The sequence below is a fragment of the Candidatus Thermoplasmatota archaeon genome, assembly GCA_022848865.1.
Classification (GTDB): Archaea; Thermoplasmatota; Thermoplasmata; order RBG-16-68-12; family JAGMCJ01; genus JAGMCJ01.
The window spans coordinates 1-20,094 of record JAJISE010000006.1; the positions used below are offsets into that span (position 1 = coordinate 1).

Consider the following 20,094-nt stretch of genomic DNA (forward strand, 5'->3'; position numbering starts at 1 on the left):
CCTCGCCTTTCTCGCATTCGTGAAGACGGTGAACATCATAGTCAAGAAGACCTAGGTCTCTCGGCGGCGGTTCATCAATGCAATATGGATCGGCAGGGCTCCAGCGACCTGTGTGTCAGAGCGCACCGAGGGCCTTTCTCATGTAGTGGTGTGACGTTGTTGCATATTTCCACCGTATACCACTTATCTATTCGATATGTTGCATCGGCTATTCCTAATCGTGGGATAACTTTCGTTATCGGAGATGATAATATGACGATAAGGATTAATACCCCCGGACCAGAAGGGGGAGAGTCATGGCGAAGAAGGGTCTCGGGTTCTGGAATATGCCATCTTCACGAGAACATAAGAAAGAAACAAGGACCCCTCGCAGGACTGGAGGGGAAGTCCACGCCCTAAGCGCTCTTTCTCACAATGGATACATGAATGCTGGACGAAATGGCCTGACCAATGGGAGGACAAACGGCCAGGTGAATGGACATACTAACGGTCGAGTAAACGGGCGAACCAATGGCAGAGTAAACGGTCGAGTGAATGGAATGATCAACGGATCGGTCAACGGCCGAGTGAATGGCAAGGTGAACGGTCGCACGAACGGATTCATAAGAGGAACGATATCCAACGGCAAGGGCCTCCAGAAGAAGGGAGCCATACGGAGGTACTCCACCATCATCGTCTCTCTTGTGATTCTGTTCGCCACGATCACGGTGCTGATTCCGGAATCCCCACCAGGCCCGGCGACCTCGATCAAGATAGATGGCAAGTTCTCAGACTGGAGCGGGGTTCCTACATATACCCAGGGATCCTCGACATCGGATCCAGACGTCGACATCAGCGAGTTCGCCCTCAAGAGTGAGAATGGCTTCATCTCCTTCTATGCTAGTGCAAGGGGAACGATCTTCGAAGACCCCGAGGGTTTGGACTCTGTCTACATCTTCATCGACATGGACGGGGACCCGCAAACTGGCTACCAGGCCCAGGACATTGGTGCCGAGAGACTGGTCCAGATTGCAGGATCAGAAGGCTCGGTAAGCTACACCAGAGTTGCCACGTTTCAAGGAACCGACCCGCACAACTGGAGCGCGTGGCGATCCATCGGGAGCTGCGGAGCTGCAGTGGCCGAGAACGGTCTAGAGGTCCAGCTCCACCCAAACCAGATTATGGCGATTTCGACGAACTTCCAGGTTAGAATCACCATGGACAACTACGATGGCGCAGCCTCCTGGTCCCATGTCCCCCTTGGCCCTCGATTCGGGGCACTGCAAGTGGTCCAGACTGGCCTGCTGGGCAGAGGAGTTCTGGAGACATCGACGCCTTACATACTCGAGCTGAGGCTCAGGGCCTTCGGATCGGACGTCGAGGTCGAGGGCCTGAACTTCCACAAGATCGGGAACTTCTCCCTGCACCCCATCGATCCCTTCACGGTCCCCGCCGACACGACGGTCAGGAAGTACGTATCGGTCAATTCGCAGACCATTGTGCCAGGGGAATTCGTTGAGGTCTCCCTGGCTTCCGTGGACGCGGACGCTACCGTCACGATACTGGGAAAGGGTCAGAGGACCTATGCCGTGACCAAACCGTCAGAGAAACGCATCGACGGCTTTTTCGGTGATTGGCAAGACGAGATCTTGGTTGACGTTGACGCGCGACTGACGGAGAACCCCAATGTGGACGTGAACGGCTACTCGACGAACCTCTCCAACCAGTACGTATTCGCGTATCTATCCGTCAAGGGTGAAATCCTTGGAGGGCTATTCACTCCTGAGAAGAGGGTGAAGGTCACCCAAGGTGAGCCGGGAGAACCCTCCCCACCCTCGAGAATCCCCAGAGTGGCCGGAGAAGACGTAGCACTCATTTACATTGACACGAATTCCTCGGTCTCGCAAGGATATCCCTTCGGCGGGCTGAGGGCCGACTATCTGGTGAGACTCACCGGAATCGGTGGCAAGATACTCGCGAAGGAACTCTTCGAATGGGACACTGGACGTTGGAAGAACGTCGGTTCCGTGGAGGCTGAAGCCGGCGACCGAGAGTTGGAGGTCTCCGTTTCTGCGGCCCGCCTAGGAGAGCTCAACAGCTCCAGAGTCTTCTTCCAGACCACGGATTGGGCGCGCAACCAGGATGAGGCCTGGAGCAACACCACATGGGCAACGAGGGCGGGATCCAGGAGCATATACGTCATTGAGAGCACGACGTCATCCGTCAGCAGCACGGCCTATTCGCACCAGAGAAAGATCGTGTACGACGGTACATACTTCTGGGCGTTCTACTACGACGGTGACGAGGGGAAGACGATGTACGAGTACAGCTCCTCGGGCGAAGGCTGGTCCAACAGCGCGGTCTCGGCGTTCTCCAGCTCAGGAGTCAACTACGCTTCGGTGTGGCTCGATAGCGGGAACTCCACCATATACATCGTTGGCGACACCTCTGCCAGTGACACGACCGTGATAACGAGGAAAGGAACGATCTCGGGAACGAGTATCTCCTGGGGCAGCGAGTACACGGTCACGGCCTCTGGTAGCGATCTAGGCAGCAAGGTGGCCTTCATCTCGCGAAGCTCAACAGGCTACATCTGGATAGTCTCCTCCTGTCAGGAAACGAACTACAACATCGCGGGAGTCAGGTCCACTAACACGGACGATGTGTCCGCTTGGGACACGAGAACCGTTCTGAGGACCGCCGGCGACGTTTCCAACAACTACGTGTTCCCGCAAATCGCTCCGCTCCTTGGCGGGGACATTTACGCTGTCTGGTATGCCGACGGCAACATAGAGGGAAGAGGCTATGATGCAGGGACTTCCTCCTGGGACTCGAACGAAGCCAGCATTGCCACGACCGCGGGAACCAAGGACAAGATGGGACCCTCCGTCGTTGCGAACTCATCGCAGACTCTTCATCTGATATACTCGGACTCGAGTGGCTACATCCAGTATGTGTACAAGGAGACATCGGGATCCTGGACGGATGGCTCGTCCGATCCAGAGACGAGCAACCAGTTCAATTTCTATCCAACCCTGAGCCTTCTCACGACGAACGACAATCTCTACGCATTCTACGTGAGAGGGAACCAGATATATTGTCAGGTCTGGGATGGCAACTCATGGTCTGAAGTCACTCTGACATCTGACACCAATACGAAAACACACCTCACCTCGACCTACGCCGGTTCAGGCGATGGCGAGCTTCCGTGGATTTGGAGGCAGGAGACGTTAGACTACGAGATCGCCATCGAGAGAATACCGGAGTTTGAGCATCTCATCCTGCCGATAGTGTTGGCTGGACTAGTTCCGTTTGTGAGAAGACGGACTCGGTCCACGAGGACGCAAAGGAAGAGCTCAGAGGCTGCTGACAGCTAGCCTTCTCTGCAATCAAGCCAGCCTCTAGTATGCCTGTGATTCAGGCAAGCGTGGACCCGCATTATGCGCGAATTCTGAGATGAAGAGGAACGATACCCCAAGTGCCTGCAAGACAACTCCCAGCAGAACCGCCAGTTGGTTGATGCTCCCGAATTCGTCGAAGGCCTCACCGACAACTGGTATCTCGAGGATGTCGTGGAGCAGGGAGAACCCGACGAAACCCACAACACCGACGACTATCAGAATCAGTCCTATGTGCCAGTAGAGTCTGCCGGCCCTTCCGTCGTCTGAGATTTCATGGGTCTCGGCTTCGCCTCTGCTGCTGAGTATCGGATCTGTATCAAGTAAGTCCAGTTCCAGGCCTTCGATCTCTCTGAGTATCTCTTCCGCCGAAGGTTCGTGGGCCTCTGTCGTATCGTCAAGGCGAGAGTTGAGCTTCTTGAGTCCCGCAGGGGTGAGCCTGTACATGATCATCGCGAAATCCTTGCGCCCCCTTGAATGGGCCATTCTGGATGGCTCGACTAGGTGTTCCATCATCATCCTTTTCAGAGTCGGGCCCAGTACCGAGCTCTCTATCAGCGTGTTCTCAGAGAGCCGACCAGCGGTCCTCATCCCATCGGCAAGCCCCTCCAGGATCTTGAACTCAATGTCCTCAGGCCTCAACTTTTGCATCTCCATTTTCAGATGTGAAACTACCGCTAAATGCACATCTTGGTTTGGTGGCAAGAAAACGAGATTGGTATCTAATAAACCTTCCTCGCAGTTTATCGCCGTTGATAAACACGCTACATATGTTTTGCTCGGAATCATGGATTTGGTTGTCCAATCTGCACGAAATTGACCGGTATATGAAGCGAGAGCTTACACCTCTCACAATGAGGCCGTGTTCCTTCTCCTCAGTCTCCACCTCCCTCATCAAATCTCACGGTATGTTAGGTATCAGTGTCTCACGAGTCGCATATGCGTATCATCCCTGCAATTTCGCACGGTGTATGATATGTTCTGTTATCTGTGGTGATAACCTGTGAGAAACGGACTTATAGGTCCATTCTCAAGTAAGCACGCTTCTAGAACGGTGGGCTTTGAGACTATGACAAGAGGACCACGTTGGCCAAAGACATGGCGTCGAGGAATCTACCCTGATTGTTCGCGCATCTTGCATCATCACCATTCCAATCTTCGGCCCCCCGATGAGAAGAGAAGAGTGGCCTTGGGCCACGTGGTCTCAATAGTCTCAGGGAAGAGGGGATGTTCCATTGACGCAGAGCCCCCCTTCTGCGGGATCTCCCCGACCTTCTGCCCTCCCGAGAGTGGCGAGACGGAATCTAGGATTCAGGATGAAGTCTGGCCACTCTCACCCGTTTTTTCAGGCGTGGAACATCCGACACGCAAGCAACTTCTTTCTGTACGTGGAGAGAGCGGCCATCATCAATTGGGGTGACATTGCATGGTCAAAGGATCTCCCGAGCTAAGCACGAGGAAGGCCGGCGCGGAAATGAACGCCTCTGAGGACTCACCCAGTAGGGAAGGCCCAACAAGACAACTGGGAACGAGAGTGGGAATCCTCAATGGGGAGAATGTCTTCGAGGCGATTGACCGGGACGCAAGGCGTGCAGAGCAGAAATCGTCGCGTGCGAATGACAAGGCCCTCGTACTCGGGATTGCCTTTTACGGCCTCGCAATCGTGTCTCTTGTGCTACTCGATGGTAAGCATATCCTCGCTTTCTTCTTCGCAGCCATGGGCATATTCCTAACCGCACTAGGCGACTTCCTTAGAAGGAGGACCTCGGTCAGGCGCTAGGCGAGAGCGGTATTCCGAGATGATCGAACTCGTCCTGAACCCTGGTGGGCGATTGTCCCAGGAGCTATCCATTCCGAGGCCCCGTTGCCAGGAGTTGTCTGACAAGCGGGCCATAGTCGTGGTCCTTCACCACAGATGAGTGGTCAAGAGAGAAGAGGAGTCTCTTCGGCGTATCCCAGAAGTACTCGTGCTCCTTGTAGGCTTCAGAGAGGTCGTGGAGCCTCCGCTTATAGTCCTCGAAATCCCTGAAGGCGCTGACCGCCACTATCTTCCTAGAGGCGTATACACAGAAGAAGGCGGGTCCGAGAAGTTTCATGATTCTTGCAAGATTGTATTTCAGTGTTGCCGAGGACCTTGGGTGGAACCTGGCACTCGTAACAACGACTAGCCGGATGCCAATCCTTGACAAGTCTGGTGTGTAAATCCTTTCCAGAATCCTCTCGTCCCGAAACCTCCTCCTTGCCCTCCCCACGGTCATGCGAGAGATATCCAATCTCTTGGAATGCTCCGTGTCGTTGGCCTCAGGTTTTTCGACGAGACCGGAGAGCACGAGAGACTCCTTCCTCCCCAACTTGAGAGATTTCGTTCGAAAGATGGTCTTCCTGACCTCCTCCCCTTCCTTACCTTCGAAGAGGACGTCAAGGAGTGGGGTGAAATCGAAATATCGATAGACCTCGGACGTTCCCAAAGGGAACGCCATTACTTGCATGGGCTCCTCGATGAATCCTTGGGTCTGATACCTCTCCTCGATGGAATGTATATTGCGCATAGCCTGCGTGTAGCTCGGAGAGATCTGAATCATGAAATCCTGGCCTGGTTCCATGAAGGCGTGGACGATCTCATCTCTCTCGAGCACATCCGAGACGCTCGTGAGTCGCTCTTCCAGGCTTGGGTATGAGACAAGAGATCCCAAGGAAACGACCATGACCTCGCATCCAAGTGCGGCGAAGTTCGGGACCTCGACTGACCGCAGGATTCGGTTCTCCACGAGCTTCCGGCGGATCGCGGTGACCGTCGGCGACTTCATGCCAAGTCTCGAAGCGAGATCCTTGTCGGTAGTCAAGGGATAGTGGACGAGTCCATGCATGACCCTCGCATCACTTCTCTTCGGCACCTCATTTGCCATTGAGCATCGGAAGATAGGGGGGCTATTTATCCGTTGCGATACAAATCCCATGGAGATGCAATTGCAGCGATTAGTGTCCCCCTCATGAATCGAACACTGCGGAAAGATGCCGATCATTGGCGGCGCTCGTCAGTGATTGCTCCTCCACGTTCTCGAGCGTTCTGATGGACCCACCGGGACAGAGTGTCCTCCTGACACAAACAGGGAGAGTTCTTTGTCCGTTGACTGTAACTTCTTCGGAAAGCATTAGTCAAGAGACCACTCTCAGCCACTAGTTTGTGCAGAATGCATAATGCGAGGGGGGAACACATAAATATCCGATGAATTATCTACCACCTATTCAGCAACAGAAGGTGTTGTGGCCTTCATCACAGGCCATGGATAAGGGGTGCACACAGATGGATAGAAAGGAGCCAAACCTAGAGAGGGTGAGCCCGAAGGATTCTGTCATGAGGCCGAGCGCTCGCACCAGGAGCATTCTTCTCCTCGTCTCGGACCTTCGGATATACCAGGACTTCGCGGAATGGGTGACGTCATCTGTCGAATCAGAGGACGAATCGATTCTCCACGTGTCGTTCAATGGGGCGATTTCTTTGGCCTCTGGAGAGTCACCGAGAACCTTAGAAGTGCTTAGCATCGCTGATGTCCGGGATTGTGACAACGAGATAGAGATGACAAAGAGGACCCTCGATGCCCTTTCGAGGATGGAGAAATTCGACAAGATCTTCTTCGATCCTCTATCGCCGCTTTCAGAGATGTTCTCGGAGGACTCCGCTCCCGCGTACATGCTGAAGGAACTCGTTCCTTTCCTCGATCATCGAGGCTCACTGGGCTATTTCTGCCTGACATTAGATTCGCACGATAACGTGACGGTCGCCCAGTGCAAGGATTCGACCGATGTGTGCATTCAGGTAGCGCAGCAAGGGGAATCACTGCTCGTCCAGGCGCTAAGTGCAAAGGGAATCTACACGAAGGATTTCTTTCTTCCTCGTGTCTGCAGGAACTGGCCTGCAATCGAAGAGCGTGCGAGATTGTCATCGAGATTCCATCCAACGATGAAGACGGCCGTCGGCATCGACTGAGATTCCAGCCCCCTTCGCAGATCGACGAGGTTGATAGTTTTCTATCGAGGCAGTCGAGGCGTCAGAAGTACATTCTCTCCAGACTCAGCCAGAGAGACTCGGACCTGGTGCCTGTTCCGTTTGACGACTATACTGACACGCTTCGTGTTCGCGTAGTGAAAATCGTAAATGAGCCTCTTCTTCTCAGCATTCGACGGATTGAGGGACAGCCGAAACGACCCAAGCAAGTTCATGAGAATGAGCCTCTTGATCCTGCCGGAACACTCCGCGAGAGGAATCCCCAAGATGGTCGCAATGGTCAGCAACCTCCTGGGGCTCTCATGGGTGAACATCAGGATCCTTGCATCTGTTGTGTCGACTCCCTGGAATCCCTTCGGTGCCGTGGAATAGCTCTCATCGCACTCTGGACGGTGTGCAACAACCATCTGACTCGTCATTGTCTCTTCTCCCTGCGCGACCTATAGTGTTCGACGTGGACGTGATACAAGTAGGTTGTGCCGCTATTCCCATAGGTGATAATACTGAGAAAAACTTTATTCATCAGCTATCCGTTTGACAACAAAATGCTTCAGAAGTCCCAATACCACTCAGAGGCTATCTCTGCAAGGAGAACTTCTGAATCGAGAGGCGCGAAGGTTGACCTTGAATCTGATGGAGAAGTGGGTGCGAATGTCCCCGTTTGACTCTTCAAAGCAGCTCAAGATACGTCTATTCTCGTCTGAGTGGCTTTGCTTCATGTCCCAGCTTCTCGTTGCGATCAGAGAAGCAGTTCCAGAAGATGTCAAGAAGAAGAGCCCCCAGGAATGGCATGAGAGCGAAATCGAGAAGAACCCGAATGACAAGAGCCTCTGGTTTGGCCTGGGCTCGCTACAGGCCAAGATGGGAGAGCACGAGAAGGCTGTTGAAGCTTTCGCGAGAGTCACCTGGCTCGACCCCTTTCATCTGAAGGCCTGGGATGCCAAAGGCAAAGCGCTGATACGATTGAGCCGGTTTCAGGAAGCCCTCGAATGCTATACAAGGGCAACCGAGCTTGACAGCAGAGACGAGAGACTGTGGTTCCAGAAAGGAGAGACCCTCCTGAAGCTCAAGAAGTACAAAGAGGCCCTGATATGCTATGAGAGGGCGATGGAGGTCGACCCGAACTTCTCAGATGCCTGGTATGGGAGGGGAGAGGCGTTGAAGGAACTCAACAGTCATACCAGAGCCAGCGCTTCTGATGGGCCTCTGAAGGAGAGCAACCAGCTTGACACCGATCCCGTCCTTTCAGAAGATGCAGGGATACCAGAAATACACGGAACCGTGGACCGAGGCCACTCGAGCCTCGGAGAGGCCTCCGAACGGCTCTCAGATATTGAGCCTCACAGAGAGGACCTCGTTCTGTCGGCGAGTATGCATAGATATAGCGGGAACCCCGAGGAGGCCCTCAGGCTGTACGACAAGGCAATAGAGGTCGACCCAAACCTCCTGGATGCGTGGTACTCCAAAGGAACCCTGCTCTATGTCATGGACAGGTATGAGGAGGCCCTTGGTTGCTTCGAAGAGGCGCTGGAAATCGATCCCGACCATAAGTGGAGCAAGAAGAGGAGAGCGGAGATCGAGACGCTCCTCAGAGGCAGGACATCCAAGAAAACGGAGTCACCAGCGCCCAAGGAGAGAGGTGAGAGGGAGCCTGAGGGAGCCTCTCAGAAGACAATCGCCCCAGTCTCCAAGAGTCCTGGGGAAGAAGCGGCCAGGAGGGAGGAGCTCATGCAGAAGGCCGACGAGCGTGTCCATGCTGGGGATCTTGAAGTCGCACTCCTCTACTACGACAAGGTCCTTGAAACTGACCGAGACCATTGGAAGGCGTGGAAGGGGAAGGGGCGGGTCTACTCGATGATGGGAAGAAGTGAGGACGCGACGGAGTGCATTGAGAGAGCCACCAGGCTTAACCCTGAGGACGAATCATTGTGGGTTGACGAGGGGAAGATGCTCAGCACAGGCGGGGATAGACCCGGAGCGCTGGCAGCTCTGAAGAGGGTACTGGAACTCGACCCCGAATTGGCGGATGCCTGGTTCGAGGCCGGGACGATCCTTCAGTCGCTTGGATTCTCAAGGGTCGCGCATAACGCCCTTCGGGAGGCGTTTGAGCAGTACCTTGCTGATATGTTGCGGGAGAGGGATGAGCCCCCTGAACCGGACCACGAGGTCCCACCCGCCCAGAAGCCAGAGAGGCACGGGAAGCAAGACGCCATTCGATCGCGCCCGATGGACCTCGACAGGTCCGACCGCAACATCCTGATGGCCCTGTGGAGGCGAAGCAGATCGGTCAACGAACTCGCAAGGAATCTGGGCATTCCGGTGGCAGAATGCCACAGGCGTGTGAAGAAGCTGCATTCCCACGGCATCCTGAAACACTACACGTTCCAGAACGTCCTGAGTCCCGACAGACAGTCCGTCGATCTCTACAGGCTTGACAAACAGAAGGGAGTTGTTCTCTTGCAAGGGGAGAGACTGATGCTTGAGATACCGCTTGCCAGGGAGATCGGCCAGGACACCCACTCTCCGAAAAAGAGGACTGCTCCTGAGACAGGTTCTTGAGAACGCCCCATTGGGTTCAGGTTCGTTTCTGAACCCATGGCAAGACCTCGATGGATATTCTGCTTCCGAATCGCTGGAAGCGGAGTCTCCCCGTTCGAAATGCATTTGACAAAGATTAAAGAGGAATCGCTGCAATCGCCTTGAAAGGCGCGGAATCCTCTCATCTGCGCTACACACTCAATGGGAAGTGCAACAAGAGCGCCAAGTAGTCTTCGATTGCCGAGTTACCAGAAGAAGAACACAGAGTGTCTGACCTTGGCCAAGGCGGAGAATGACACAGATGGACCGTAGTGCGAATCCAGGAATGGAGGGGGGCGAGACCATGCCCCTCCTCCTCGGACAGTTCGAGTTCCCTAATACTGAGGCTGGATTCGGTGCCTTCTGGCGTCTGCTTAGCGGGTCATTGGACGATTCCCTGAGCACATCGAAACGCTGCGGGACTCTTGGGGATGGGGGGAACGCACCTTACGGGAGCGAGTTCTGCGATCATCGTTTCTCCTGGTGGTGGTAGGTTGAGCCACTTCGAGGAGAAGTTCAGGAGTATGTTCGACAACGCAAGTGACGGGATTCTGTTCTTGGACACGTCCGGAAGAATCCTCAATGTCAACGAAAGCGTTGTTCGGATGTTTGGGGATTCAAGTGATGAATTGGTGGGGAGGCGTCTTTCAGACATCGGTGTGTTGTCTCCAGAGCAGATATCGGAACTCGAGAAGTGTTCTAGTGACGCTCTTGCCGGAAAGAAGGTTCTTCTGCCCCTCCACATCAGGAACAGGAAAGGAGAGGAGATAGACATAGACTACTCAGCCAATCTCGTCAGATCGGGTGATAAAGTCGTGGGTGTCATGGTCACTGTCAGGGACGTCACCAAGCGCAGGGAGCTGAAGGACAAGATTAGAGAGACCGAAAGGCAGCTTGGAGACCTGAACTCTTTGCTCCTAGCCATCAGGAATATCAATCAGTGCATTACGTCCGAAACAGACAAGAAGATACTTCTGGAGAGGGCATGCTATTCGTTGGCCGACACGAGAGGATACATGGACATATCCATTGCCTATCTGGACAAGGACACGAACGAGCTGCGTCCTGTCGCCCATCGTGGGAATCACGAACGAAGGCAGTGGAAGGCCAGCCCGACAGGCGAGGGTGACGCCCCGAAGTGTGTTAGATATCTGCTTGGAGAGCAGTCCAGTGTGTTGTACAGAAGCACGAGGGAAGAGTGTGGGGAATGCGATTGCTGCGACTACGAAGTAGACCATCAGTCTGTTCTCGTCCCCATAATGACCAGTGGCGGACCTGTCATCGGACTCATCCACGTCTGCTTCGAGACGGAAAGGGACATTCACAAGGATGAAATCGGCCTCCTCGAGGAGCTGGCAGCTGACTTGGCTCTTGGCATTTCCAAAATCGAGGCCGAGGAGGCCCTGCGAGAGTACAAGCAGGAGTTGGAAATCAGAAACAAAATCGATGAGATCTTCCTCACCATCTCGGATGAGAGAATGTACGGGGAAGTGCTTGATGTGGTTCTGAAGACAATGGGGAGCAAGTACGGCATCTTCGGATACATCCACCGAGACGGAGCCTTCGTTTCCCCCTCCCTGACCAAAGACATCTGGGACCAATGCCAGATGAAAGACAAAGACATCGTCTTTCCCCGAGAGACGTGGGGAGGTATATGGGGCCGGGCTCTCATGGAGAAGAGGACGCTTTGCTCCAACGGAGGCTTCAAGGTGCCAAAGGGTCACATTCCTGTCACCCGGGCTCTGGATGTGCCCATCATCCATCGAAACGAAGTCATAGGAAACCTGCTGGTCAGCAACAAGACAACGGACTACGACAATAAGGATGTGGAGTTGCTGGAGAACATAGCCAACGGCATAGCTCCAATCCTGAACGCAAGACTGCAGAGAGATAGACAGGAGGAGGATCGCAAGGAGGCTGAGGAGAACCTGCGACAATCAGAGGAAAGGTTCAGAAGCATCGTAGAGGGGGCTCCCGGTGTCCTCGTAATAGCAGATACAGAAGGTAACAACGTTTATGTCAGCCCGAATTCCGAAGAGATTACAGGCCTCACTCCTGAGGAACTGCTGGGAGGATTCGTCTCGTGGGTCCATGAGGACGACAGGCCGAAGGCAGAAGAGGCCTTTGACCGAACCTTCTCCGAAGGAATTGGAGGCAGGGACTTCGAGTACAAGGCAGTGAGAAAGAATGGGGAAGTGTGGTATGCCTCGAGCTCCTGGGAACCGCTCAAGGATGCGCAAGGGGACTTCGCTGGCGTGGTCCTCCAGACAACCAACATCACAGAACGCAAAGAAGCCGAAGAGAAGATGAAAAGGTCCGAAGAGAGGTTCAGAAATCTCGTTGAGAACACTGAAGCGGCGATTGCGACCACAGACATTGAAGGGAAGTTCAACTACGTCAACGATGCGCTCTGCAGGACGATAGGGTACTCCAGAGAAGAGCTCCTTGGCGAATTCTTCGGTGACTTCATTCATCCTGACGACGGAGAGAAGATCGTGGAAGTGTTCCTGAGCGCCTTTGAGGATCCCGGAAAAACGGTACATCTGGAGTTCTCCGTGATATGCAAGGATGGCCACGAAGTCCGGCTGAGTAGTACTCCGACTGCCCTCACGCGGGGTGACGAGGTCGTTGGATTCAGCGCAATCGTCACGGACATCACAGATCTCAAGCAGGCGGAGGAAACCAAGAACAGGTTGATCTCCAACATATCACACGAGCTCAGGACCCCGCTTACAAGCATCGAAGGGTATGCCGGGTTCATGCTCTCAGGGAAGACCGGAAAGTTGCCTGAGAACCATAGGAAATCCGTTAGCATAATTGTCGAGGAATCAGAGCGGTTGAGGGTTCTGATAGACAACTTCCTCGACCTGATAACCATAGACGTCGAGGGGCTGGAGATGGAAACAGCGACCGTATCCATCGGTCGGATTATCGAGAGCTTGGTTTCTTCCATGACTCCAGAACTGAAGAAGAAGGAGATTCGGATCTCCAAACGTCTCCCGTCTAACTTACGTCCCCTCAGAGGAGATGAGTCGAGGCTGCACCAGTTGTTCTCCAACCTCCTCAGCAACGCCATCAAGTTTACGCCAGCGGGTGGTTCGGTTGAGATCAGGGCAAGCGCGAGCGACGAACATATTACCGTCGAAGTGGCAGACACGGGTACAGGAATCTCCGCCGAGGACATGCCACACATCTTTGATAGATTCTATCAAGCGGACAATTCATCCACGCGGGTACACAGGGGCGCGGGACTCGGTCTGGCGATATGCAAAGAGATTGTGGAAGCCCATACGGGGCGCATAGAGGTGGAGAGCGAGCCCAGAAGTGGCTCGGTCTTCCGTGTCATACTGCCTCTTGGCGAGGAGGATCCGGATGTCTAAGCAGAAGGTGATGGTTGTTGATGACGAGAAGAACGTCCTCGATCTTGTGGGAATGATACTGGAGGCGGAGGGATACGAAGTCTCCAAGGCAAACGACGGCATCGAGTGTCTCGACACGATAGATGAAGTGAACCCAGACCTGGTTCTGCTGGATGTCAGGATGCCGGGGATGAACGGATGGATCGTCTTCGAGAAGCTGAAGGAGAACCCAAGAACCAAGGACATCCCGGTGGCGATGCTCACAGTCATGGCTCATCCAAGAGACAGGGAGAGGGCCCTGAACGAGTTGGGCGTGGACGACTACATAACGAAGCCCTTCGCTCCAGATGACCTCGTCCGGCGTGTTAAGAAGCTCCTTTCGCCATAGGACCTGCGCGTCCGATATCTGTGTGCGACAGTACGCCCTTAGAAGCATTAATACCGCCATTGGCATAGCAATCGGCAAGCGTCTCGTAACTCTCAAAGGTCTGAGCCATGTCCAAAGGTAGCGGTATGCGCGGGGTTTTCACCCTCACAATCTCGAAGCAACACGGCGCTTGGTCGATCCTAATCGCCTGCTTTGTGTTGGGCACGTGGGTAGGAGGCAGTCTCGACCCCAGAACCGCTCTCCTGTTATGTTCGGTCGTATTCGGCTTTCTGGCGCGCCATTCAGCGGGAGTCTATTTGCGGTTTCCCGAGACGGACACACGGAGGAAGGGAGTGCTGATATGGACAACGTTCTACGCACTGGTCCTTCTGGGCACAGGAGGTTTGCTTGTCTTGGCCTACGGACTGTGGTCACTTCTCCTCTTCGGAATCCTCCTACTCGCAGTCGGTTTGACGTCACTAATGATAGCGCACCAGAAGAGGGATTACACGAATAGCGGCGAGCTCATTGGAGTACTCGGTCTGACCCTTGTCGCCCCTGTGGCAGAGTATACTGCCCGAGGCATCTTCTCCGTGCAGACCTTCGCAGTGTGGGTGCTCTGCGCTTCCTTCTTCTGCGGGAGCGTCTTCCACGTGCGCTACCTGGTGCGCCGGCGGGCTGCGAGCATGGGACCGCTTCGACAGCGTCTCAAGGCGGGTCGGCCGTCAGTTCTGTATCATCTCGGTGCTCTTTGCGCCGCGGTCGTTCTCGGTCTTGCGGGCATGCTTCCTCCTCTTTCCCCTCTAGCCCTTCTGCCGGGCGCTCTTAGGGCGTGGACTGCGGTGGGGAGGAGGGTAAAGAGACCGTTACCCGTTCGGCGGATTGGTGTGATGGAGGTCTTCTACACGCTCGTCTTCTTGGTTATGGTCGTCTTGGCGTTCTACATATCGTAGTAGCCTCGGTTCCGCCCATGCCTCGTCCCTTAATCCTCGCATCATACTCAGGTGCATCACTGAAAGCGTGGAGTCGGGCAGCTTCCACGTGCTCGATTTCCTCGAAACTGATCTCGCTCGTGATACTCTTCCTTCCACTTGATGCTCAATATGTCCTTCGCCAGGATGGTGACACGACGCTCTGCGCTATCGTTCCCGAAGGGAGACATCACTTATGGGAGCGACGGCCATTTTCTGTTTTCCGCGGGACAGAATCCAGTCCGCCAGCTCGATGAACGCTTTCTCGACGTTCTTCCCCGTCTTGGCACTCGTGAACGCGAAGGGCGAGCCCAGGCCTCGGCTGTACTTCGAGACGTCTACCAGCTCCATGTCGAACTCGTCCTCCAGGTCCATCTTGTTGACGAGGACGTAGACAGGTACGTCGCCAGCCACCTCGCGGACCGAAGCGGTCCATTCGTCTATGCTCCTAAGCGTGTCCGCTCTCGTCACATCCGCGACCGCAAGTATCCCCTGCATGCCTTTGAAATGGGCCTGCAAGTAGAGCTCCGCGATGTTCCTCTCGCCCATGACGTCCCAGATCATCATGTCAACTCTCATATGCTTGCCCCGGGGCAGGGCGAGGTGGATCTCCTTCTTGGACACCTTCGCTCCTATCGTCTTCGCGTACTTGTCGTCGAACTGGTCCAGGACAAACCTTCGGATGAGGCTCGTCTTCCCCACCGCGGCATCGCCGACGAGACCCACCTTGAGCTTCGCCACGCTCTCCACCTTTCCAACGGATGGAGCTTCCGAGATCACTCTCATGTCGTAGTCCATTCTGGCCACCTTGAGAAGGTACTTCATCTTGACTATCGCGTCCCGAACCGTCTCCACCGCCCGAACATCGCCCGTGGAGAAGAAGTCCTTCGGAACGGTCAGTGTCGCCCTGTTCTCTTCGCATATCCAGCCGTGGGTCTCCAGAAGATCGGACAGCGTCTTGAACCTCGAGTCTCGACCAGTGACGACAACCTCGAAGACAATCCTCCCCCTACGGCTCACATCCTTGAGGTCCTCCTTCTTGGAGATCCCATCTAGCAGGACCTTCTTGCCATCCTGTCCCGATCCGTCCAAGGACTGTCCTCCGCAGCGCCCCCGCGCTTTCCAAATGAACCCGGCTGGAAACGCGGTCCTGCTCCAAGGATAATCCTGTGGTGTTTATAACTATATGGTGTCTACATGTAGTTTTTCCGAAAGAACCTAATATCTCAGGGTGCATCATCCCCTTGCAGGGGCAAGGGAGATGGTGAGGAAGGGCTACGGCAAAGGGTACTACACGAAGAAGTACCTTCTGCAGATCAGTGAGAGGATCGTCCTCTTCCTGGACAACCACGTCGGCATCTACGATCAAGCGGAGCTGCCCCTCACACTCACACAGTCAGGAATCGCAGACGCCCTCGAGATAAGGAGAAGCCAGGTGTCTCAGGTCATAGGCGGACTCGTGGAGAGCGAGTTCATCAGCGGGGAGCTGAGGCACGTGCAGAGAGGGAAGAGACGGAGGTTATGCTACTTCCTAACGTCCCGCGGAATGGACCGCGCGCGGGAAATCGAGACGGGGATAGGAGGCGGGCAGATAGAGCTGCTCAACGCCCCGGGTGGGAAGAGGACTGTCAGGCTTCGGGAGATCCCCACCATTCTCGCGGATGGGTCCACGCTCCTGGACATCGTGACTCACACCCGCAAGTCAGCGTTCGACGTGGCGGAATACCAGAAGAGGAGGATGAAGAAGAGAAAGCCCGTCGCATCTGGGCTTCCGATGCTCCACAGGTTTTTCGGCAGACGGAAGGAGCTGACGCGGGTCGAAAGTTTCTTGAGTTCCAAGGAACAGCGTATTCTGGCAATTCGGGGAATCGCGGGAATCGGCAAGAGCACGCTCGCGGCGAAGGTCATGAAGAAGTCGAAGGGCAAGACGAATCTGTTCTACTATCAGCTCAAGGACTGGACCACGCTCCGGGGCCTCCTTCTGAGCCTCTCCAAGGTCCTCAGCGAACTGGAAAGGAATGACCTGAAGTTCTACTTGGATTCGAACAAGGAGATAGACCTGGACGAGGTAGGACTCATTGTGGAGGACTGCCTGCGCGGTCTGGACGGGATGATTGTCCTGGACGACTGTCAGTTCGCCAGGGGCAACGTACTCAACTTCTTGGAATCCGCCAAGGGATTCCTCGGAGCCTCAAATGGATTCAAGATGATCGTTCTGGGCAGGCAGATACCGCCGTTCTACGACACCCGGGACGTGAGCGTCAAGAAGCACGTGGTCGAGATGGAACTGGGCGGACTCAGTGCGAGGGATTGCAGGGAGTTCCTGTCCTCGCGCAAGCTCCCAAAGGCCGAGTTCGACGAGATTATCAAGAAAACGGAAGGTCACCCCCTGTTCCTGGAACTCGTAGACTCCTCTGCGCAGGTCGTTGCCGGGGATGTGAAGAGATTTCTCAGGCAGGAGATAGCGTCCAAGCTGAGCGAGAAAGAGAGAGCGATACTATCAATCGCTTCAGTCTTCCGAGAACGAGTGAGTACGAGTGCGCTCTTTGCGGAAGAGAAGCTGGACCACGGTATGATCGACTCCCTAGTCTCTCAGTCCCTCCTTTCTGAGGGCGCTGACGAAAAGTACGTGATGCACGACGCCCTGAAGGAGTTCTTCTACGGTCAGCTCTCGGAGCCCAAGAGGTCTGAATACCATCGCCAGGCTGGTGAATACTACTCCGATTTCTCAGACCCGGAATCGGTCCTAGAGGCTCAATACCACCTTGTGAAGGGAGGCCTTTTCGAGCGGGCCGCAGAGCTCATGACACTGCATGGAGAGAGCCTCATCAGCGAGGGCTTCTCAGAGGACCTGCTTGAGATTCTCGAAGCAATGGAGGATTCAGATACTTGGGGTTCATTCGTGACGGACATCCATCTTCTAAGGGGGAGGATGCTCAGTCTCACGGGGAGGTGGAAGGAAGCCATTGAGGATTTCAAGGAAGCCGAGAGGATTTCCGCAAAAGAGGGAGATCTCGGTCTTGCGCTCGAAGCAGCCTCCCACATTGGGGAAATCATGAGGAGGCAAGGCCAGAGCAGGGATTCTCTGGAGATCTTCCAGAGAGCAGAGAAAGAAATCAACGAGCGGACGGATGTTTCGGTGACAACCAGAGTATTCAGGAACCTGGCGATGCTGTACGCGGATCAAACAGACTTCGATAGGGGCTATGAGTACCTCGGCCTCATGGACGATTCTACATCCGAGCACCCCGATAGATCGGAAAGGTCAGACTATCTTGCTACGAAGGGCTCTATTCTCTCACTCCAGAACCTGCGCGAGGAGGCGATGGAGGCGTGGAAGCAGGCGGTCGGAATATGTGAGGGGAACCACGATGTGCTGAGACTTCCCAATGTATATAATGGTCTGGGCGTTTCACTCTACAGTCTCGAGAAGAACGACCTCGCGCTCGAGTACTTCAATCGTGCCATTAAGTTCGCGCAAAGAATCGGGGATTTGCGGGGCCAAGGAATCCTTCTGCTTAACACGGCATCCATCTACATAGAGAAACCCGATCTGTCGAGGGCTGAGAGGTATCTTGACAGTGCAATGGAGATATTCAATCGGCTGGAAGAGAAGAAGAATAGCGCGCTTGTCGAGCTGTCGCTGGCCTTCGTTGGCTACAGGCGAGGGGAAAGCGACAACGCCTCTAGCCACATACAGCGACATCTCGTACAGATCAAGGAGCACGGCGCCCCGGCTGACATCATGGACTCCTTCAAGAGATCAGGTGAGCTATATAGGGAGATGGGAATGGTCGACCGAGCAAGGATGTGTTTTGAGACTGCCATCTCCATCTCCGAGCAGGTCGGCAAACCCATTGCGTCACTGGATCGTCTTCAGGAGCCGAAGGGCACGAGAAAGCTCGTGTGACCCGTTCGTTGCCTAGTTCATGTTCGCTGTCGGTGGTCTTGGCTTGCTCGTTGCGTCCGTGGGATCTGTTCCGGCTTCGTACTCCTCCAGATTCGTGAAGTCATCAAGGTCCGGGTCGTCATCTGCTCCATAGCCAAGGTCCCCGAAATACTCCAGCTCCCACGGATCCGGAAGGCCGTCACCGTCGGAATCGTCGTCCGCTACAATGTTCCTCGAGGCCAGAACCACCACGAGGAACAAGGCCAGCACACCGAATGCTATCATTGCCTTCATTTTTTTCCTCTCCTTTTTCTGAGAACTAATAATGAATCGGAGAGGGGTCGAATAAAAGGTTTCCTGGACATGTATTTTCTTGGAATTGCAGACCGAGTAGGCTAGATGCAAGTTCAGACGACTAATATCACGATAAGCGAGCAATAATGCCCCGAAAATCGCGGCACGAGAGCGATTGCACACCCATCAATACAAATACGCCTTTGGAATCTCCGATATTGGATTCCGCATGGCCTTTACCGCTTTCCATTGCGCCCTCGTTTGGCCTCTGTTCATCCTGAAGCCTAAGAGGTTCGATTTCATCGGGCTCAGCGTCGGCGCAGTCATTCCGGATCTGTTCATACCCTTCTTCTACGTCCTTCCCGTGTACGAGGAACCCGCGAGGATTATGACTCATTCGCTGATAGGCGCCTTCACGTTCGATTTCGTCCTCGCCCTCATAGCGGCCCTGTACGTCGTGCCCAAAGTGATCAGATACTTCAAGAGGACATCCCCTGACCCGAGAGGCTACAAGTTCGCTGGAATCGATGTCCTCGAGCAGCGGGGCAGTCTGCTAGTCATCGCATACTCGATACTGATAGGCACAACGAGCCACGTCCTCCTGGACATCCTGTATCACGGAGGCAGCCCGGTCTTCTATCCCCTGCCTTCCGTCATGTTCCCCCTCGACGAGGTGCTTCCCTGGGAGATTCTCGCGCACGGGACCATTCTGCTCGCGTTCGTCCATCTCGCCTACGTGTATTGGTGGAAGATGGGCAAGTAACATCGGAGGTCGATTGCCGTCCCCAAAAGGCTTATCAACACCATAGTGAATCAAGGGATGAGGAGGGAACAGATGAGCGTTCCAAAGAATAGGAGTGAGCCAGAGTCCCGAGAATCCAAGTTCATGGCGTACGTGCTGATGTTGCTCGGGATTGCGTTGATCCCCGTGGGCATCATACTGACACTGCTCCGGGAATGCGACTACCGTTGCGAGTTCGTGTACATGCAGCAGGGGATGGTAGTGGTCGGCGTGGGCCTCTTCCTGATATTCCTTGCCATACTTTTCATGCTGGTTGTTCCGGTGAAGAGGCCGGCAGCACCGATTCCGGTGGTACCGATGCCGGTAGTGCCGCCCGGCAACGTCTGCACGGGCTGTGGAGGACTTCTGATGTGGATACCGGACCAGCAGCGCTGGTACTGCAACACGTGCAAGGTGTACAAGTAAGAACACGAGCTAGTTCGGGTCAGCGTGTTCTCCTTGCGATAGGTGGC

At 54.6% G+C, this 20,094-nt stretch carries 15 protein-coding genes; 11 read left to right on the forward strand and 4 right to left on the reverse strand.

Going from position 1 to position 20,094, the window contains the following annotated elements; translation table 11 throughout:
- Positions 1–539 precede the first annotated feature (539 nt).
- Entirely contained in the window at positions 540–3,356 is a 2,817-nt protein-coding gene (locus LN415_02075) for a hypothetical protein (GenBank protein MCJ2555880.1), read from the forward strand.
- 24 nt (positions 3,357–3,380) lie between these two features.
- Here the strand turns inward: LN415_02075 and LN415_02080 are convergent, their stop codons facing one another.
- Positions 3,381–4,019, reverse strand: coding sequence for a hypothetical protein (locus LN415_02080; GenBank protein MCJ2555881.1), 639 nt, complete (start codon positions 4,017–4,019; stop codon positions 3,381–3,383).
- 784 nt (positions 4,020–4,803) lie between these two features.
- Here LN415_02080 and LN415_02085 point away from each other — a divergent pair.
- Complete coding sequence (locus tag LN415_02085) at positions 4,804–5,157, forward strand: hypothetical protein (GenBank protein MCJ2555882.1); 354 nt, start codon at positions 4,804–4,806, stop codon at positions 5,155–5,157.
- A gap of 64 nt (positions 5,158–5,221) precedes the next feature.
- Here the strand turns inward: LN415_02085 and LN415_02090 are convergent, their stop codons facing one another.
- The gene (locus LN415_02090) at positions 5,222–6,271 is read right to left on the reverse strand and encodes a hypothetical protein (protein ID MCJ2555883.1); all 1,050 of its coding nucleotides are present in this window, start codon (positions 6,269–6,271) and stop codon (positions 5,222–5,224) included.
- A 410-nt stretch (positions 6,272–6,681) separates the two neighbouring features.
- On the opposite strand from LN415_02090, the gene LN415_02095 reads away from it, so the two are divergent.
- The 6 genes from LN415_02095 to LN415_02120 all read left to right on the forward strand — a co-directional run bounded on the left by LN415_02095 (position 6,682) and on the right by LN415_02120 (position 14,639).
- Positions 6,682–7,365, forward strand: coding sequence for a hypothetical protein (locus tag LN415_02095; GenBank protein MCJ2555884.1), 684 nt, complete (start codon positions 6,682–6,684; stop codon positions 7,363–7,365).
- 168 nt (positions 7,366–7,533) lie between these two features.
- A complete protein-coding gene (locus LN415_02100; GenBank protein MCJ2555885.1) occupies positions 7,534–7,755 on the forward strand; it encodes a hypothetical protein in 222 nt (73 codons plus the stop codon).
- A gap of 261 nt (positions 7,756–8,016) precedes the next feature.
- Positions 8,017–9,942 carry a tetratricopeptide repeat protein gene (locus LN415_02105; GenBank protein MCJ2555886.1) on the forward strand — a complete coding sequence of 642 codons (1,926 nt, stop codon included), beginning with the start codon at positions 8,017–8,019 and terminating at the stop codon, positions 9,940–9,942.
- 512 nt (positions 9,943–10,454) lie between these two features.
- Entirely contained in the window at positions 10,455–13,340 is a 2,886-nt protein-coding gene (locus tag LN415_02110) for a PAS domain S-box protein (GenBank protein ID MCJ2555887.1), read from the forward strand.
- A complete protein-coding gene (locus LN415_02115; GenBank protein ID MCJ2555888.1) occupies positions 13,333–13,707 on the forward strand; it encodes a response regulator in 375 nt (124 codons plus the stop codon). Before LN415_02110 ends, LN415_02115 begins: the two co-directional genes overlap by 8 nt.
- Before the next feature lie 125 nt (positions 13,708–13,832).
- Positions 13,833–14,639 carry a YwiC-like family protein gene (locus LN415_02120; protein MCJ2555889.1) on the forward strand — a complete coding sequence of 269 codons (807 nt, stop codon included), beginning with the start codon at positions 13,833–13,835 and terminating at the stop codon, positions 14,637–14,639.
- A gap of 186 nt (positions 14,640–14,825) precedes the next feature.
- On the opposite strand, the gene LN415_02125 is transcribed toward LN415_02120, so the two are convergent.
- The gene (locus LN415_02125) at positions 14,826–15,749 is read right to left on the reverse strand and encodes a GTP-binding protein (protein MCJ2555890.1); all 924 of its coding nucleotides are present in this window, start codon (positions 15,747–15,749) and stop codon (positions 14,826–14,828) included.
- Positions 15,750–15,918: 169 nt separating this feature from the next.
- On the opposite strand from LN415_02125, the gene LN415_02130 reads away from it, so the two are divergent.
- Complete coding sequence (locus LN415_02130) at positions 15,919–18,567, forward strand: tetratricopeptide repeat protein (GenBank protein ID MCJ2555891.1); 2,649 nt, start codon at positions 15,919–15,921, stop codon at positions 18,565–18,567.
- A gap of 12 nt (positions 18,568–18,579) precedes the next feature.
- On the opposite strand, the gene LN415_02135 is transcribed toward LN415_02130, so the two are convergent.
- Positions 18,580–18,840, reverse strand: a complete 261-nt coding sequence (locus LN415_02135) for a hypothetical protein (protein ID MCJ2555892.1) — start codon at positions 18,838–18,840, stop codon at positions 18,580–18,582.
- A 229-nt stretch (positions 18,841–19,069) separates the two neighbouring features.
- On the opposite strand from LN415_02135, the gene LN415_02140 reads away from it, so the two are divergent.
- On the forward strand, positions 19,070–19,603 hold the full coding sequence (locus tag LN415_02140) for a DUF4184 family protein (protein MCJ2555893.1): 534 nt from the start codon (positions 19,070–19,072) through the stop codon (positions 19,601–19,603).
- Positions 19,604–19,675: 72 nt separating this feature from the next.
- Entirely contained in the window at positions 19,676–20,047 is a 372-nt protein-coding gene (locus LN415_02145; protein ID MCJ2555894.1) for a hypothetical protein, read from the forward strand.
- Positions 20,048–20,094 lie beyond the last annotated feature (47 nt).